Below are 15,447 nucleotides of genomic sequence, written 5' to 3'. Positions count from 1 at the left end.
AGCACGGGCTGAGCGCCTTCGAGGCGATCCACCGCGCCTTCACCGGCCGCCTCTGGATGCCGCCCGTCACACTCGACGCCTGATCAGCACATATCACCCAGCGTCACAGAACCTTCTGATTGCTTACCATATAGCCGTACACATAGCCATACACACAGCGTGAATGGGTGTCGCACATTAGCCACGACCCGCTCGGAGAGTGGCTAGCGTCGGACCATGGATCTTTCCTATGTGGTCACCGGCGGCGGGCGCGGCATCGGAAAGGCCGTGGCCGAACGGCTGCTCGGCGAGCGAACCACCGTGGTCGCCATCGAACGCGACCCCCACGCCCTGGCCTGGGCCGGCCCGGGGATCGTCCCGGTGATCGGCGACGCCGCCGACGAGGAGGTCGCCGCCTGGGCCGCCGACCTGGCCCAGGAATCGGGCACCCTGAAGGGCTGGGTCAACAACGCCGCCGTGTTCCGGGACGCCTCCGTCCACTCGTCCCCCGTCGCCGAGGTCAGGGCGCTCATCGCGGCCAACCTCGACCTCGCCGTCGTGGGCTGCGCCACCGCCGTACGCCACTTCCTCGCCGCCGGCACCCCGGGCGCCATCGTGAACGTCACCTCCCACCAGGCCACCAGAGCCGTGCCTGGAAGCCTCCCTTACGCCACGTCCAAGGCCGCCACCGAGGGCCTGACCAGGGCACTTGCCGTCGAGTACGGCAGGCGCGGCATCAGGGTCAACGCCGTGGCCCCCGGCACCGTGGCGACCGAGCGTCACGAAGCGTTCCTGGCCTCGCGGAGCAGGGAAGAGGCGGCGGCCGTACAGGAAGAGCTGGCCAGGCTGCATCCACTCGGCCGCGTCGCCACCCCCGCCGAGGTGGCCTCCGTCGTCACCCACCTCCTCTCCGACGACGCCGCGTTCGTCAACGGCGCCACGATCCCCGTGGACGGCGGCCGAACCGTGCTCGGCCTGGATCCCGAAGCACGGGAATGACAGCCCGGGAATGAAAACGGTTGTCGTTCGGTTGCAGCGGCCATGAAGAAGAACCTGCACCCCGCGTACCGTCCGGTCGTCTTCCGCGACTCCAGCGCAGGCTTCGCCTTCCTCACCCGCTCGACCCTGACCAGCGCCAGGACCGTCGAGTGGGAGGACGGCAGGACCTACCCGGTCGTCGACGTGGACGTGTCCTCCGCCAGCCACCCCTTCTACACCGGCCGCGGCCGTGTCCTCGACACCGCGGGCCGCGTCGAGCGCTTCAGGCAGCGCTACGGCACGGCGGCCGCGCGCGGGCCCGCCGCCTAAGATCTGACGCATGCTCGAATCGCCCTTGTCCGCCCGGCTGAAGTCGTCCAACCGGATTCTGGTGGCCGGCGCGGGCGGGGGTTTCGACGTGTACGCCGGCCTGCCCCTCGCCCTGGCCCTGCGCGACCAGGGCAAGGACGTCCACCTGGCCAACCTGTCGTTCAGCCGGCTCGACGCGCTCGACCTCGACACCTGGCTCGACGAGGACCTCGCCGCGATCGGCCCTGACACGCCCTCGCACGACTGGTACTTCCCCGAACGCGCCCTGGCCCGCTGGCTCGGCCTCCAGGGCCTGCCCGCGACGGTGTACGCGTTCCCCAAGGTCGGTGTGCGCCCTCTGCGCGCGGCGTACGCCAGGCTCGTCGATCGCCTCGGGATCGACGCGATCGTGCTGGTCGACGGCGGCACCGACATCCTGATGCGCGGCGACGAGTCCGGCCTCGGCACCCCGTCCGAGGACATGGCAAGCCTGGCCGCCGTGCACGGGCTCGACGTGCCGGAGAAGGTCGTGGTCTGCCTCGGGTTCGGCGTCGACGCCTACCACGGCGTCAACCACGTACAGGTCCTGGAGAACCTCGCCGCGCTCGAACGCGACGGCGCCTATCTGGGCGCGTTCTCGCTGTCGCGGGCCACCCGGCCAGGCGCGCTCTACCTCGACGCGGTCGCCCACGCCCAGGCCGACATGCCCGGCTACCCCAGCATCGTGAACGGCTCGATCGCGGCGGCCGTGCGCGGCGAGTTCGGCGACGTGCGCTTCACCGACAGGACGCGCGGCAGCGAGTTGTTCGTCAACCCGCTCATGGCGGTCTGTTTCGCCGTGGACCTCGGCGCGCTCGCGCGGCGCTCGCTCTACCTGGACCGCATCGAGGACACCGTGTTGATGCGGCAGATCGCCGCCGTCATCGAGGCGTTCAGGGAAGAGGTCACGCCGCGCCCGCCGAAGGTGTTCCCCCACTAGGAGGTGGTGGGCATGCCCTCGCTACCCATGGGTAAGAGGCCCGTATCGGCGTGAGAGCAGTGGTGATCGCGATGAGCCTCTCTGGAAGGGAACGCCGCATACTCGACGAGATCGAGCAGGCCCTCGAACGCGAGGACCCAGAACTCGCCGAGCGGGTCGCGGCGATCAACAGGATCGAGTCCGGCGGGAACGCGTTCCCGCAGTCCTATGGTGAGCGCCTGCGCGTGTGGGCCCTCACACACGTCTGGATGATCTTCTCGATCGGCGCGCTGCTGATCCTGCTGCTACTGATCGCCGTGCTGACCACGTGAGCCGCGCCCGGCGCGCCGGTGCCGCAGCACCAGCAGGTCGAGGGCGGCGATGACGGCGACCACGGCCGCGATCGCGGCCTCCCAGCGCCAGACCTCCGCGCCCGTGCTCATGGCCCGCACGGCGAAGAACACCGCCGCGGCGACGCCCAGGATCAGGGCCACCCAGGACAGGAGCCGCCGGGCGCGCAACGGGCTGCGGGCGCTCACCGGCTCCGTGCCCTCGCGGTTGCGCAGCCACATGGCCGGGCCTCCTCTCCTGCCGGCGCTCAGGCCAGGCACCTCAAGACCGAGACGATGCGCGGGTCGAGGTCGTGCGAGTCCGGCAGCCGCCCCACCGTGGCTTCCACGAACTCCGGGTACGACAGCGTGGCGCTGGCCCCGTCCACGGCCGTCCAGATCTGCTCGGCCGTCTGCTCGACCTGCACCTTGGCGTCCTGCTCGGCCAGCACGAACCGGCCGACCGCGACCCGCCAGAACGTACGGTCGTCGGACTCCTCGGCCGGCGCCGGCGCGCCCACGTCGTCGGCGTGGGTGGCGTACTCGGAGTCGTAGTGGAAGGCCTGCAGGCCCACGGGATACGGCCCGGCCATCGTGTCGAGCATGGCGTCGGCCCCGAGCCCGCGCATACGCCGCCGCGTCTCGCCGTTCTTCACCCGCCACTCCTCCAGGACGTCCTCGACCGGCAGGAAGCCGCGCTGCTCGACGCACCACTCGTTGAAGTCGTTGAACCCGCCCACCCCTTCGCTGGCCAACTGGGTCATCAGGTCCTGCACGGTCCCGTCGAGGCACGCGTGGTTGTACAGCTCCTCGCCGGCCAGATGCGCCAGCACGTCGCGTACGGACCAACCCTCGCAGCGGGAGGGCCGTCGCCAGGCGGCCTCGTCCAGCCCCGAGAAGAACCGGTCGAGCCTGGCCGCCTCGGCGTCGAAGATGTCGAACGGATTGAAGTCTTTGAGCAGGTCGTCGGGCATACCCGGGAAGCTACCCGCTACGCGCCGGCTTTCACGGCCATCGATCCGATGGTGGACTTGACCCGGTTGTACTCGTCGGCGCAGGTGGGGACGCGCTCGGCGGGAACCCAGCCGCCCTGGGCGATCCGTTGGTTCCTGGCGGGGTCGGCGCCGTACAGGAGGCAGGCGAACGTGGCCGATTCCCTGATCCCGGACAGGGGTTCGACCTCGGGGTGATCGGCGAGCAGGTGGCGGGCCTCGGCGGCGGGCGCCGCCTGCTGGGGCGCGTCGGAGGCGAGCGTCAGCGCCGCGAACTGGTCGGCTCGCTCGTCGCTGTCCGGCAGGCCGTTCAGCGTGCTCAGGGCGCGGCCGAGCTGCTGGTGGAAGAGCACGGCCAGCGCGCCGTCCACGCGGGCGGCCGTGGTGCGAGTGTCGGACTCCTCGGTCTCGGCGATGCCGGTCAGCGTGCGGCGTACCTTGTCGACCAGCGAGTAGCAGAGCGTGATCCGGCGGTCTTCGCGGTCCCAGGTGGTGGCCGGCTTGTCGCAGTCGCGCGCGACGACCCTGATCGGCTGGGGCAGCTTGATCCGCGTCCTCAGCACGCCGCTGTCCTTGAGTAGCTTGCGCGCCTGCTCGGCGCGCGGCGCGACGGCCGACTCGTAACTCACGGTCAGCTCGGGTGCCGGCGCCGCTCCCAGTGTGCTCGTCATGCTCAGAACGAGGGCGATGAGGGAATGCGGCATACGAGGGTCTCCTTCGGGGGTCGATCACGTCAGCATGCGCGCTTCAATGATCGATAAACCCCGCGAGGGTAAAAAAGCCGGAGGCCCGGCCCCCGTGAAGGGGACCGGGCACTCAGGGGTGTTGAACCTAACGGCGCCAGGTCGAGCCGTAGACCCGGACGTAGTCCGTGCGGCTCGTGGCGTCGTCCAGCTTGCTGCTGCCGCTGTACACGGCCTTGAACGTGCCGCTCTTGTACGCGCGCGTCTCGGCGTAGAACTTGCCACTGCCGGAGGTCCGGTCAGAGTCGACCCACTTCCAGCCGCTGGAGCCGTTGGCGCGGTAGTAGATGTTCACCTTCGCGTTGCGAACGCCGTCCCAGCCGCGCCGCTCCTTCTCGATGAGGGTGCCCGAGAAGTAGATGCTCTTGCCCTTGCGCACCGTGGAGGGGCTGGCGTTGAAGCCGGTGATACGGGTGTCCGCCTTGCCCTTCACGATCGCGAGCGAGAAGAAGGCCGAGTCCCGCGCGATCTGCTTGCCGGCGGAGTCGAACGCCACGGCCGTGGCCTTCCACTTGCCCGCGGGGTCGTTCTGGTTGAAGCCGATCGCGAAGCGCCAGCCCTCGAGGTCCTTGACGCTCTTGGTCCGCATGGTGTGGAAGCCGCTGGCCGGCGCCACACTGAGCTCCACCTTCTGGACATCGGAGCTGGCCCCGACGTCGAAGTACGCGGTCGTCTCGCTTCCCGCCTTCACCACGACCGGGTTAGGCGAGATGTCGCGGATGGCGAGCCGCGTGTCCGTGGTGGTGGCGGAAGCGGCTCCCGCGCCGGACACGAGCATGGCGCCGCCCATGAGGGCGGAAATGATACCTACTGAGATCTTCTGCATGAGGGTGCTGATTCCTCTCCCCGTATTGACTAAGAGCCGGCCCGGGGTGGCCGACCCTCTCTCCTACTTTGAGCCATCTGATCAAGGAAAGGTTGGCTTAAGTTAGAGGATTTCTTTGGGCATCCCCTTAACCTGGGGCAATGCGTAAAAATTCCGTATAAGTTTGTAGATCGACTACAGTCGAACTCATGACCGACGTGTACACGCTGGGCGAGCCCCTGGGCGTCGTCTCCAGTGGCCGGGTCCGCCACGAGAGCGAGGCCAGGCTGGACGTCTGCGGGCCGGAGTTCACGCTGGCCGTCGCGCTGGCCAGGCTCGGGCACCGGTGTGCGTACCTGGGCAAGGTGGGCGACGACGAGCTCGGCGCCCGGGCGCTCACCGTGCTCAGGGGAGAGGGCGTGGACGTCGCGGACATGCGCGTGTCCGAGGGGCTGCGTACCGGGCTGATGCTCAGGGAGATCAGGGTGGGGCGCGAGCTCAAGGTCACCCACTACCGCACCGGTTCGGCTGGTTCGCGGCTCGCGCCGGGCAACGTGCCGATCGACCGGATCGCCGCGGCGAAGATGCTGCACATCACCGGTCTCACCGCGGCTCTCGGCCGGGACGCGCTGGAGGCCGTGCGCACCGCCGTCAGCGCGGCCAGGAACGCCGACGTGATGATCTCCTTCTCCGTCGAGTACGTCCCCGACCTGTGGTCGTCGGTACGCGAGGCCGAAGAGGTCCTCGGCGACCTGGCCTGCTCCTCCCACCTGCTCTTCCTCCGCCAGGACGAGCTCGACCTGGTCAAGCCCGCGCTCACCCCGGAACGCGAGGTCGTGGTCGACCGCGGAGCGAAGGGCGCGACCGTGCGCGCCGACCGGATGCGTCACGACGTGCCCGGCTGGCAGGTTCCCCTCGTGGACACGGCAGGCGCGCGGGAGGCGTTCGCCGGCGGTTACATCAGCGCCGCGCTCGACGGCCTCACCCCGCAGGAACGCCTGCACCGCGGGGCGCAGTTGAGCGCCGCCGCGGTGACCAGCGTGAGCGACTGGCAGGGGCTGCCCACCAGGGCCGAGCTCTTCTAATTCACGTTGAGCGTGAACGTCGAGGTCGTGTTCTTGATGTTCTGGAAGTTGCCAGAGAAGCGCAGGTTGGTGAACGTGGCCGACCCGACGGCCGGACCCTGACCTGGCTCGGGCTGCTCGTTGACCCAGATGCCGAAGCCGGACTTGGCGTCGAAGGCGTCACCGCTCTTCTGCGCCCCGCTGATCGACACGTTCGTGAGGACCGTGTCCCTGATCGGGTTCAGCGGCGTGCTGCCGGAGTAGCCGGTCTGGAACATGATCCCGCTGTACGTCGGGTCCACGATGTCCAGGTTGCTGACCCGGATGCCCTGGAACACCTTCGAGGAGGAGAACAGCCACATCGCCGGGAACGTCTGCTGTCCCCAGAAGTGCCCGCCCGCCCTGACCAGCGAGATGTTGTCGAACGTCGTCGGGGGGCTGGCGCCGAACCCGTGCATCGGGATCCCGAAGTCCAGCGAGCTGATCGTGACACCCGAGTACACGAGCGTGTCGGCGACGTAGATGTTCCTGAAGGTGTTGTCGTAGCCGCCGTACACGGCCAGGCCGGCGGCCCGCCAGGTGAGCAGCGAGGTCAGGTTCTCGTAGACGTTGCCGAACTGCTCGCCCGAGTTGTTGTCGATCGCGGAGAACAGCGCGAAGCTGTCGTCACCCGTGGACCGGGTCTCGATGTTGGTGACGTGGTTGCCGGTGCTGCCGTTGGTCATGTTCAGGCCGTCGGCGAACACGTTCCTGATCCGCGAGTTCCTGATCGTCATGTTGTCGGTGTTGGTGCCCCACAACAGGCAGATCTGGTGCTCGGCCCAGATGTTGTCGATCGTCATGTTCGCCACGTTCGAGAAGTCGAACACCTTGCCCGGGCCGTCGATGCGCGAGGTGTAGTTGCCGAAGTAGGCGAAGCCCGCGAACGTCGAGCCGTTGGCCGTCGCGTCCGCACGGAACCCGACGTCGGTGTTCTCCTGTCCGGAGGGCGAGTGGAACCTGGTGTACCAGGGGCCGGCGCCGACGATCCGGACCGCCTTGCCGTACACCTGGAACTTGCTGGACGTCTGGTAGTCGCCCGCGGGCAGGTAGACGCCGGTCAGGCCGGTGTCCATGCGGGCCTTGTCCAGCGCGTTCTGCACGTCCTGGTGGCTGAAGCCGGCCGGTACGGCGTACTTCGCCGGGTCCGGGTTCGCGATCGGCGTGGCCTGCTCGAAGTCGGCGAAGTCGATGGCGTACGTGTGGGGGTTGGCCGCGTCCTTCTGCAGCCTGATCTTGCTGCCGGCCGGCACGGTGGTGCCGAGCAGCAGGTTCGCCTCGTCGTAGATGTGCCTGGGCGGGCCGGAGCCGGGGGAGTTGTTAGGGCTGGCCTCCGCGCCGTAGAGCCAGGCGTAGCGGGAGGTCAGGTTGACGGCCTTGAGGAACGTGCCGTTGACGTAGACGTTCAGGGTGGAGTTGAGTCCGCCGCCGCCCGGGGCGTCGGGCATGGAGAAGCGGGTGACCAGGGTGTTGGCCGGCGCTCTGGTGGTGAACTCGACGTACGCGCCGGTCTGGTTCAGCCTCACCGCGCGCCGCCCGGAGGCCTCGCCGTCGATCGTGCCGATCTCCCTGCTCGGGCCGACGCGGGTGGCGCCGCCGCCGATCACGGCGTCCTCGGCCTCGTAGGTGTCGTACGGCATGTTCGCGCCGCGGCCGACGAACAGCGGCAGCGTGCTGGTGTTGTTGGCCCGTTTGACCGGCAGTTCGTTGGCGTCGTCCGCGAGCACGGTCCTGACCGCGTACTCGCCGTTGGCGGCGGTCCAGGTGCCCAGGCTCACCGGGGCGGTGGTGGCGCCGGGCGCGATCGCGCCGCTGGTCGAGCCGGTGAGGGTCCTGACGACGGTGCCGGACTCGTTCACGACGGTCAGGGTGATGCCGTGGGCGCCGCCGCTGGAGGCGACCGTGCCCTGGTTCCTGATCGCCACCGAGAACGTCACCGTGGTGCCGGCGGCCGGGTTGCCCGGCGTCCAGGCGACGGGGGAGGCGACGAGGTCGGCCGTGGCGACCGGGCGTATGGTCAGGGTGCCCGTCCCGGTGTTGTTGGCCTCGTTCTGCTCGATGACCTTGTTGTCCTCGTCCACCTTGGCGGAGAGCTGGTACGTCCCCGCATCCCTTGTCCCGATATTTGCGGACACGGTGGTGGATGCTCCGGCGGCCAGCGCGCCCACATTGGCGGTGCCGACCTTGGCGTCGCCCGCGTAGAAGGTGACCGAGGTCGCGGCGGAGCCCGCGGTGCCGGCGTTCCTGACCGTGGCCGACAACGTGACCGCGTCCGTCTCGACCGGCGCGGCGGGAGCGGAGGTGAGACTCGGCACGGTCAGGTCGGGGTTCGCCGACGGCGTGCCGAAGATCTGGAACTCGGCGATCTGGCCGCCGGGCGCGCCGGTGTTGGCGGTGATCCGCAGCCGGACGTCGGCGGCCCTGCCGGTCACGGGGATGGTGACCGAGTTGCCGGTGGCCGGGTCGAACGTGTAGGCGGCCTGGCCGACGAGCGTGGTGAAGGCAGTGGCGCTCTGTTCGCGCCCGAGCACCTCGATGGTCTGGGTACGCCGGCCCCAGGCGGTATCGGGGTTGAGCTTGAGCGCGATGGAGCCGAGGTCCGCGTTGGCGCCGAGCTGGACGGTGAGCGTGTTGGGGTAGGCGGCGCCTTCCCAGTAGGTCTGCAGGCTGCCGTCGTTGGCGTTGGCGGCCACGTACGTGTGGGTGTGCGAGGACTCGGTGATCGGCTTGCCGGTGGCCAGGTTGGCGCCGCCGCCCGGATCGCCGGTGGTGGTGCCCCAGACCTCCAATTCGGCGAGCTGACCGGCGGGCCAGCCGGTGTTGCCGGTGATCAGCAGCCGGACGTGGCGGGTCGTGGTGGCCGCGAACGTGATCGTGGCGGCCGGGTTGAAGGTGTAGGTGGCCGAGGGGACGATGGTGGCGTTCCCGGTGCCCTGGACGGTCAGCGTCTGGGTGCGGCCCGGCCATCCGGAGGGGAGCTTCAGCACCAGCCTGTTGACGCTCGCGGAGGCGCCGAGGTCGACCTGGATCCATTGCGGGAAGGCGCTGTTCGCGGACTCCCAGTAGGTGCCCTGGTTGCCGTCGGTCACGTTGGCGGCGGGATAGACGTCGTTGAAGCTGCTCGCCGTGGCGGTCTTACCCGCCGCGAGGTTGGTGTCGGCCGCGGCCCAGGCGGGCGCGGCCAGGAATCCGATGACTAACGCGAGGGCGGCTAACAGAGCTCTCATGGGGGTGGCCCTTCGAGGTTCGGCGGATGGCCGAACCATAGGATGTCGAGCAGATACCCGCAATATTTCGACTACATTTCGCAAGCTCCCGACTGACAAGTGATGTCCGAGAGCCCCTCTTGTCCCTGGTCAGGAGCCCTGAGTCAGGTGAAGTACGCCGTGAGGGCCGCGTAAGCCGCGACGCTCTGTCTACGTAAGCCATTGCAAGCGCTTGCGTTCCAGGCCGTATAGTTTGCGCATGACACGACGACTCGCAGAGGTGGCCAAGAAGGTCGGGGTGAGCGAGGCGACCGTGAGCCGCGTGCTCAACGGCAAGCCCGGGGTGTCCGACGCGACCCGCGAGGCCGTGCTGACCGCGCTCGACGTGCTCGGCTACGAACGCCCCACCCAGTTGCGCGGCGACCGGGCCAGGCTGGTCGGCCTGGTGCTCCCCGAGCTGCAGAATCCGATCTTCCCCGCCTTCGCGGAAGTGGTCGGCGGCGCCCTGGCCCAGCAGGGGTTCACCTCCGTGCTGTGCACCAGGACGGTCGGCGGCGTCTCCGAGGCCGACTACGTCGATCTCCTGCTCCAGCAGCAGGTCAGCGGGGTGGTGTTCGCCGGCGGGCTCTACGCGCAGGCCGACGCGTCGCACGGCCACTACGAGCTGCTGCACGGGCGCAAGTTGCCCACGGTCCTGGTCAACGCGGCCGTCGAGCGACTGGACTTCCCGCAGGTGTCGTGCGACGACGTGGTGGCGGCCGAGATGGCCCTGGCCCACCTGCGTGCGCTCGGCCACGAGCGGGTCGGCATGGTGCTCGGGCCCAGGGACCACATGCCCTCGCGGCGCAAGCTGGAGACGTTCCTGGCCGAGGGCGGCGATCCCGAGCTGGTCGAGCACACGATGTTCTCGCTGGAGGGCGGGCACGCGGCCGCCGCCAGGCTGGTCAGACGCGGGGTGACCGGCGTGATCTGCGCCAGCGACCTGCTCGCGCTCGGCACGGTCCGCGCCGCCCGCCGGGCGGGGCTCACCGTGCCCGGCGACATCTCGGTCATCGGCTTCGACGACTCCGCGCTGATGAACTGCACCGAGCCGCCCCTCACCACGGTCCGCCAGCCGATCGACGCCATGGGGCGGGCGGCCGTCGACCTCCTGGTCGCCCAGATCGACAAGGCGGTGGTGCCGGCGGACGAGCTGCTCTTCGAGCCCGAGCTGGTGGTCAGGGCCTCCACAGCCAGAGCCCGGGCGGCGTGACATAGTCGTTAAGTTGCAATAGTCCGTCGACATATTGCGGACTCTGGTTCACGATCCTATGGTGTGGGCACCTCGCATCAGAAGGGTCAGCCATGCAGAGATCCACAGTGCGGAGCTCCACCGGACTCCTGCTTGTTACCGTGCTCGGGCTCGCGGCCACGGCATGCGGCTCGGGCGAGCCCGCCACGTCGACCGCCGGTGGTGGCGCCAAGGCCGTGACGATCACGGTGGCCTGCCAGCCCGCCAAGTCCGCGCCGAAGGAGCGGAAGGCATGGGACGACGACGTGGCCACGTTCATGAGGGAACACCCCGGGGTGACGGTCAAGAGCACGGACCAGCAGCCGTGCTTCGACCCCAAGACGTTCGGCCCCAAGCTGGCGGGTGGCCAGATGGAGACCGTCTTCGTGGTGCCCGTGACGAACTACAACGACGTGATCGCGCAGGGCCAGGCGCTCGACGTGACGCCGTACACCGGGAGTGTCAAGAACTGGAACGACCTGCGCCCCGACGTCAGGGAGCTGGTCACCAGGAACGGCAAGGTGTACGGCGTCCCCAACGTCCACTACGGCGTCGGCCTGGTCTACAACCGCGCCCTGTTCACCAAGGCCGGCCTCGATCCCGCCGCCCCGCCCACGACATGGGCCGAGGTCCGCGAGGCGGCCAAGAAGATCGCGGCGCTCGGCCAGGGCTACGTGGGCTACGGCGAGTACTCCGGCGGCAACACCGGCGGCTGGCACTTCACCCAGGCCATCTACGGCCGCGGCGGCGACATCCTGACCCCCGACAGCAAGCAGGCCGCGTTCAACTCGCCCGAGGGCAAGGCCGTGCTGCAGACCCTGCACGACATGCGCTGGGTGGACAACAGCATGGGCAACAAGCTCCTGGTCGGCTGGGAGTCGCTGATGATGGCGATGGGCAGCGGCAAGGTCGGCATGATGCTGGGCGCCCCTGACGTGGTCACCGACGTGGTGGGCAAGTTCAAGGGCAACGTCGCCGACTACGGCATCACCGGCCTCCCCGAGGCCAAGGCGTCGCTGAGCGGCGGCGAGGCGTACATGATCAATCCGAAGGCCACCCCCGAGGAGGCCAAGGCGGGCATGGAGTGGATCGACTTCCGCTTCAACACCGTCGGCGTGGGCCGCTTCGACTTCGCCCGCGGCAAGGCCATCGGCAACCCGGTCGGCGTCCCCGACAACGCCGTCTACGGCGATTCGCCGACGGGTAAGGCGATCCAGGCCGACCGCGTGAAGAACGCGTCGCTGCCGGTCGAGAACTACGAGCCGTACGTGCAGGCCGCCGCCGCCGTCCCGCCGAAGGCTGAGCCGCTGTACGCGCAGGAGCTGTACGCCATCCTCGACGTGGTCATGTCCGGCGTGCTGAGCCGCGAGGACGCGAACATCGACCAGCTGCTCGCCGACGCCGAGACCAAGGCGAACTCGCTGCTGGCGGCCAAGGGCTGACCTTGATGGCGATCTTCAGGCGCAACCTGACGGCCTACGGGTTCCTGTGCGCGGCGCTGCTCTGCTTCACGGTGTTCGCCTGGTATCCGATGATCAGGGAGTTCATCCTGAGCTTCCAGGAGACGAACCTGATCTCCGCACCCACCTGGGCCGGGTGGGACAACTTCCGGTACGCCATCCAGGACCCGGCCTTCGGCCAGGCCTGGCTGGCGACCGTGAAGTTCACGGTCCTGGCCCTGGTCTTCGGCTACGTGGTCCCGTTCGTCGTCGCGCTCGTACTGAACGAGTTGCGCCACGCCCGCGCCTATCTCAGGTTCGTCGTCTACCTGCCCGTCATGCTGCCGCCGATCGTCGCGGTGCTGCTGTTCAGGTGGTTCTTCGACCCGGGGCCCGGGCTCTTCAACCAGATACTCGGCTTCTTCCACCTGCCCGCGCTCGCCTGGCTGGACTCGTCCGCGACGGCGCTGATCTCCCTGGTCATCGTGTCGACCTGGATGAACATGGGCAGCGCGACCCTCATCTACCTGGCCGCGCTGCAGAACATCCCGCCCGACCTGTACGAGGCGGCCGAACTGGACGGGGCCGGCGTCTTCAAGCGGATCAGGCACGTCACGATCCCGCAGACCAGGCTGATCCTGCTGCTCATGCTGATGCTGCAGATCGTGGCGACCATGCAGGTGTTCATCGAGCCGTACATGCTCACCGGCGGCGGTCCGGAGGGCTCCACCGTCACCGTCGCGTACCTGATGTTCCAGTACGCCTTCACGAACCAGAACTACGGCTCGGCCGGCGCGCTCGGCATGATGCTGATGATCGTGCTACTCGCCTTCGCCGCATTCCAACTCCGCCTCAACCGGGAGGACAAGGCATGACGGCCCGCTCCATGGGCGCACGTACCGTGGTCGGACGGAGAAGGGCCAAGCGCAGGGCCAAGCCGATCGAGACGCAGTTCCGGACGATCATCTCGCCGCTGCAGCTCAACAGCGTGTGGGGCAGGCGGGTCTACTGGGCCGTGCTCGTCACGGTGGTGGTGGGCTTCACCCTGATCTTCGTCTTCCCGCTCTACTGGATGATCACCGGCGCCATGAAGACGGGCGAGGAGATCGCCCAGATGCCGCCGACGCTCTTCCCCGCGAATCCGACGCTCGACGCCTACGTCGAGGCGTGGGACCTGTTCGACCTCGGCACGCTGCTGCGGAACACGGCCTACTACTCGCTGGGCGGCTGGTTGTTCTGCATGGCGGTGGACGTTTCCGCGGCGTACGCGCTGTCGAAGCTCAGGCCGATGTTCGGCAACGTGATCCTGGGCGCGATGCTGGCCACGCTGATGATCCCGGCGATGGTCGTGCTGATTCCGCTCTACGTCACCGTCGTGGACCTCGGACTGCTGAACAACCCGTGGGGCCTGTGGTTCCCCGCGGCGGCGAACGGCTTCAACATCTTCCTGCTCAAGCGCTTCTTCGACTCCATACCGAGAGAGCTGATCGAGGCGGCCAGGATCGACGGCGCGGGCGCGCTGCGCGTGCTCTGGTCGGTCGTGCTGCCCGTCTCCCGGCCGATCCTGGGCGTGGTCTCGATCTTCACCATCGTCACGTCGTTCAAGGACTTCGTCTGGCCGCTGCTGGTCATGACGGACAGCGACCGCATGACGCTCAGCGTGGGCCTGTCGCAGACGGCGGGCATGGTGTCACAGAACGCCATCATGGGCGGCCTGGTCGTCGCGAGCATTCCGACGATCATCGTGTTCTTCATCTTCCAACGGCACATCATGGCGGGACTCACCGCCGGAAGCATTAAGGGATAGCGCATGACGCGAACGTGGTGGCGGGGGGCCGTGATCTACCAGGTCTACCTGCGTAGTTTCGCTGACGGGAACGGCGACGGGAACGGCGATCTAGCCGGCCTGCGCTCCCGCCTGCCGTACCTGAAGGAGCTCGGGATCGACGCCATCTGGCTGAACCCGTGGTATCCATCGCCGATGGCCGACGGCGGATACGACGTGGCCGACTACCGGGACATCGAGCCGGTCTTCGGGACGCTCGCCGAGGCGGAGACGTTCATCGAGGAGGCGCACGAGCTCGACATCAAGGTCATCATCGACGTGGTGCCCAACCACAGCTCCACGCACAGCGCCTGGTTCCAGGAGGCGCTGGCCGACCCCGCCGCGCGGGACCGATTCTGGTTCAGCGACGCGCCGCTGAACGACTGGCGCTCCATCTTCGGTGGCCCCGCCTGGACCCAGGTGCCGGACGGCCAGTGGTACCTGCACCTGTTCGCCCCGGAGCAGCCCGACTTCAACTGGGCCAACCCCGAGGTCCACCGGGAGTTCGAGGACGTGCTGCGCTTCTGGTTCGAGCGCGGCGTGGACGGCTTCCGCATCGACTCGGCGGCCCTGCTGTTCAAGTCGGACACCGGCTACGAGGACCTCGACGAGGTCCACGACGTCTACCGCCGCTGGCGCGAGTTGGCCGACGAGTACGGCGACCGCATCCTGATCGGCGAGGTCTGGCTCCCCGACCAGGAGCGTTTCGCCCGCTACCTACGCCCCGACGAGCTGCACACGGCCTTCAACTTCGACTTCCTGTCCTGCCCCTGGGACCCGGCCGAGCTGCGCCGGGTCATCGACCTGACCCTCGCCACGCACACCCCCATCGGCGCCCCGCCGACGTGGGTGCTGTCGAACCACGACGTGACCAGGCCGGTCACCAGGTACGGCCGCGCGGACACCGCGTTCGAGCACGGAGGTCGCCTCCACGGCACCCCCTCCGACCTGGAGCTGGGCTACCGGCGGGCGCGTGCGGCGGCCCTGCTGGCGATGGCGCTGCCCGGCTCGGTCTATGTCTACCAGGGTGAAGAGTTGGGCCTTCCCGAGGTGGAGGATCTGCCGGATGAGCAGCGCCAGGACCCGATGTACGCCCGCTCAGGCGGCGCCAACCCGGGCCGCGACGGTTGCCGCGTCCCGCTGCCGTGGTCGGGCGAGGAGCCCCCGTTCGGCTTCGGCGCCGGCACGCCGTGGCTGCCGCAGCCGGAGAGCTGGCACAAGCTGACCGCCGAGGCCCAGCGTACGGACCTGGGCTCGATGCTCAACCTGTACCGGACGGCGCTGCGGCTCAGGCGGGACCTGCTCGGCGACGGCGGGCTCACCTGGCTGCCGCTGGGCGAGGAGGTGCTGGCCTTCGCCCGCGACTCCGGCCTGACCTGCGTGACGAACCTGGGCGCGGCGCCCGTACCGCCGCCGCCCGGCAAGATCATCCTGGCCAGCGGCCCGCTGGAGGACGGCGCCGTGCCCGCGGACACCACGGTCTGGCTGCGCCCCGCGGGGGGCATGCCCCC

15 protein-coding genes are annotated in these 15,447 nt (G+C 68.8%); 10 read left to right on the top strand and 5 right to left on the bottom strand.

The window, feature by feature from the left end:
- Positions 1-216 precede the first annotated feature (216 nt).
- The 4 genes from ITP53_RS45980 to ITP53_RS45965 all read left to right on the top strand — a co-directional run bounded on the left by ITP53_RS45980 (position 217) and on the right by ITP53_RS45965 (position 2,556).
- Positions 217-978 (top strand): SDR family NAD(P)-dependent oxidoreductase, encoded by a 762-nt coding sequence (locus ITP53_RS45980; protein WP_195901792.1) that lies wholly within the window; start codon positions 217-219, stop codon positions 976-978.
- Positions 979-1,020: 42 nt separating this feature from the next.
- A complete protein-coding gene (locus tag ITP53_RS45975; RefSeq protein ID WP_195901791.1) occupies positions 1,021-1,287 on the top strand; it encodes a type B 50S ribosomal protein L31 in 267 nt (88 codons plus the stop codon).
- A gap of 10 nt (positions 1,288-1,297) precedes the next feature.
- Positions 1,298-2,245 (top strand): DUF1152 domain-containing protein, encoded by a 948-nt coding sequence (locus ITP53_RS45970; protein ID WP_195901790.1) that lies wholly within the window; start codon positions 1,298-1,300, stop codon positions 2,243-2,245.
- A 71-nt stretch (positions 2,246-2,316) separates the two neighbouring features.
- Positions 2,317-2,556: a DUF3040 domain-containing protein gene (locus ITP53_RS45965; RefSeq protein WP_195901789.1), complete on the top strand. Its 240-nt coding sequence runs from the start codon at positions 2,317-2,319 to the stop codon at positions 2,554-2,556.
- Here ITP53_RS45965 and ITP53_RS45960 read toward each other — a convergent pair.
- The 4 genes from ITP53_RS45960 to ITP53_RS45945 form a co-directional block, all read right to left on the bottom strand.
- Positions 2,530-2,796 (bottom strand): DUF6343 family protein, encoded by a 267-nt coding sequence (locus ITP53_RS45960; RefSeq protein WP_195901788.1) that lies wholly within the window; start codon positions 2,794-2,796, stop codon positions 2,530-2,532. The genes ITP53_RS45965 and ITP53_RS45960 overlap by 27 nt on opposite strands.
- A 26-nt stretch (positions 2,797-2,822) precedes the next feature.
- Positions 2,823-3,527, bottom strand: coding sequence for a maleylpyruvate isomerase family mycothiol-dependent enzyme (locus ITP53_RS45955; protein ID WP_195901787.1), 705 nt, complete (start codon positions 3,525-3,527; stop codon positions 2,823-2,825).
- Between the two features lie 17 nt (positions 3,528-3,544).
- On the bottom strand, positions 3,545-4,249 hold the full coding sequence (locus ITP53_RS45950) for a DUF4344 domain-containing metallopeptidase (protein WP_195901786.1): 705 nt from the start codon (positions 4,247-4,249) through the stop codon (positions 3,545-3,547).
- 127 nt (positions 4,250-4,376) lie between these two features.
- Positions 4,377-5,078 carry a hypothetical protein gene (locus ITP53_RS45945; protein ID WP_195901785.1) on the bottom strand — a complete coding sequence of 234 codons (702 nt, stop codon included), beginning with the start codon at positions 5,076-5,078 and terminating at the stop codon, positions 4,377-4,379.
- A gap of 224 nt (positions 5,079-5,302) precedes the next feature.
- Between ITP53_RS45945 and ITP53_RS45940 the strand changes: the two genes are divergently transcribed.
- Positions 5,303-6,178: a sugar kinase gene (locus tag ITP53_RS45940; protein ID WP_195901784.1), complete on the top strand. Its 876-nt coding sequence runs from the start codon at positions 5,303-5,305 to the stop codon at positions 6,176-6,178.
- Here ITP53_RS45940 and ITP53_RS45935 read toward each other — a convergent pair.
- Complete coding sequence (locus tag ITP53_RS45935) at positions 6,175-9,423, bottom strand: CARDB domain-containing protein (RefSeq protein ID WP_236051938.1); 3,249 nt, start codon at positions 9,421-9,423, stop codon at positions 6,175-6,177. The two genes, ITP53_RS45940 and ITP53_RS45935, sit on opposite strands and share 4 nt — an antisense overlap.
- Before the next feature lie 238 nt (positions 9,424-9,661).
- Here ITP53_RS45935 and ITP53_RS45930 point away from each other — a divergent pair, with 238 nt between their 5' ends.
- From ITP53_RS45930 to ITP53_RS45910, 5 genes are all read left to right on the top strand, one after another.
- Positions 9,662-10,654: a LacI family DNA-binding transcriptional regulator gene (locus ITP53_RS45930; protein WP_195901782.1), complete on the top strand. Its 993-nt coding sequence runs from the start codon at positions 9,662-9,664 to the stop codon at positions 10,652-10,654.
- 92 nt (positions 10,655-10,746) lie between these two features.
- Positions 10,747-12,114: an ABC transporter substrate-binding protein gene (locus tag ITP53_RS45925; RefSeq protein ID WP_195901781.1), complete on the top strand. Its 1,368-nt coding sequence runs from the start codon at positions 10,747-10,749 to the stop codon at positions 12,112-12,114.
- A gap of 5 nt (positions 12,115-12,119) precedes the next feature.
- Positions 12,120-12,986: a carbohydrate ABC transporter permease gene (locus ITP53_RS45920; RefSeq protein ID WP_195901780.1), complete on the top strand. Its 867-nt coding sequence runs from the start codon at positions 12,120-12,122 to the stop codon at positions 12,984-12,986.
- The gene (locus ITP53_RS45915) at positions 12,983-13,918 is read left to right on the top strand and encodes a carbohydrate ABC transporter permease (RefSeq protein WP_195901779.1); all 936 of its coding nucleotides are present in this window, start codon (positions 12,983-12,985) and stop codon (positions 13,916-13,918) included. The genes ITP53_RS45920 and ITP53_RS45915 overlap by 4 nt, the downstream gene beginning before the upstream one ends.
- A gap of 3 nt (positions 13,919-13,921) precedes the next feature.
- Positions 13,922-15,447, top strand: a 1,526-nt coding sequence (locus ITP53_RS45910; protein ID WP_195901778.1) for a glycoside hydrolase family 13 protein, incomplete at its 3' end; no start/stop codon positions are given.

This window comes from Nonomuraea cypriaca (assembly GCF_015645445.1).
Lineage (GTDB): Bacteria > Actinomycetota > Actinomycetes > Streptosporangiales > Streptosporangiaceae > Nonomuraea > Nonomuraea cypriaca.
This window is presented reverse-complemented; position numbering and strand designations above follow the sequence as displayed.

Bases quoted from the DNA above. Each gene is read 5' to 3' on its own strand.
- ITP53_RS45980 (WP_195901792.1), top strand. From the start codon at position 217: ATGGATCTTTCCTATGTGGTCACCGGCGGCGGGCGCGGCATCGGAAAG.
- ITP53_RS45975 (WP_195901791.1), top strand. From the start codon at position 1,021: ATGAAGAAGAACCTGCACCCCGCGTACCGTCCGGTCGTCTTCCGCGAC.
- ITP53_RS45970 (WP_195901790.1), top strand. From the start codon at position 1,298: ATGCTCGAATCGCCCTTGTCCGCCCGGCTGAAGTCGTCCAACCGGATT.
- ITP53_RS45965 (WP_195901789.1), top strand. From the start codon at position 2,317: ATGAGCCTCTCTGGAAGGGAACGCCGCATACTCGACGAGATCGAGCAG.
- ITP53_RS45960 (WP_195901788.1), bottom strand. From the start codon at position 2,796: ATGTGGCTGCGCAACCGCGAGGGCACGGAGCCGGTGAGCGCCCGCAGC.
- ITP53_RS45955 (WP_195901787.1), bottom strand. From the start codon at position 3,527: ATGCCCGACGACCTGCTCAAAGACTTCAATCCGTTCGACATCTTCGAC.
- ITP53_RS45950 (WP_195901786.1), bottom strand. From the start codon at position 4,249: ATGCCGCATTCCCTCATCGCCCTCGTTCTGAGCATGACGAGCACACTG.
- ITP53_RS45945 (WP_195901785.1), bottom strand. From the start codon at position 5,078: ATGGGCGGCGCCATGCTCGTGTCCGGCGCGGGAGCCGCTTCCGCCACC.
- ITP53_RS45940 (WP_195901784.1), top strand. From the start codon at position 5,303: ATGACCGACGTGTACACGCTGGGCGAGCCCCTGGGCGTCGTCTCCAGT.
- ITP53_RS45935 (WP_236051938.1), bottom strand. From the start codon at position 9,423: ATGAGAGCTCTGTTAGCCGCCCTCGCGTTAGTCATCGGATTCCTGGCC.
- ITP53_RS45930 (WP_195901782.1), top strand. From the start codon at position 9,662: ATGACACGACGACTCGCAGAGGTGGCCAAGAAGGTCGGGGTGAGCGAG.
- ITP53_RS45925 (WP_195901781.1), top strand. From the start codon at position 10,747: ATGCAGAGATCCACAGTGCGGAGCTCCACCGGACTCCTGCTTGTTACC.
- ITP53_RS45920 (WP_195901780.1), top strand. From the start codon at position 12,120: ATGGCGATCTTCAGGCGCAACCTGACGGCCTACGGGTTCCTGTGCGCG.
- ITP53_RS45915 (WP_195901779.1), top strand. From the start codon at position 12,983: ATGACGGCCCGCTCCATGGGCGCACGTACCGTGGTCGGACGGAGAAGG.